The sequence below is a fragment of the Lactobacillus delbrueckii subsp. delbrueckii DSM 20074 = JCM 1012 genome, assembly GCF_001433875.1.
Lineage (GTDB): Bacteria > Bacillota > Bacilli > Lactobacillales > Lactobacillaceae > Lactobacillus > Lactobacillus delbrueckii.
On sequence record NZ_AZCR01000010.1, the window covers coordinates 5661 to 5939 of the forward strand.

Here is a 279-nt window from a genome sequence, read left to right on the forward strand (position 1 = left end):
AATTATGGAAGCAGTGGGAAACATAGTCGATGAACTTATGTCTGCGAAGAAACAAGCTCTTGCAGCCGCATTCGCTTCTATGTAGTTCGTAAGTGCTTTGCCCTTCGCCAGCTTTATACCGCTTCACATTGCCGGTATACACGGATACTGTGCCTCTTTTGAGCTCATATCCGACCGTGCTTTGTGAGCAGTTAAGTTCTATAGCACGATTAGAGTAGCCCTTAGAGTGCAGCTCCTGGATTGTAGTCCGGTTGTTCAGCTTAAGGTGCTTGCCCTTTT

1 protein-coding gene is annotated in these 279 nt (G+C 46.6%); it reads right to left on the minus strand.

Features of this window, described 5'->3' with window-relative positions:
• On the minus strand, nucleotides 1-279 hold a 279-nt coding region (locus FD23_RS10190), incomplete at both ends, for a helix-turn-helix domain-containing protein (RefSeq protein WP_236743865.1).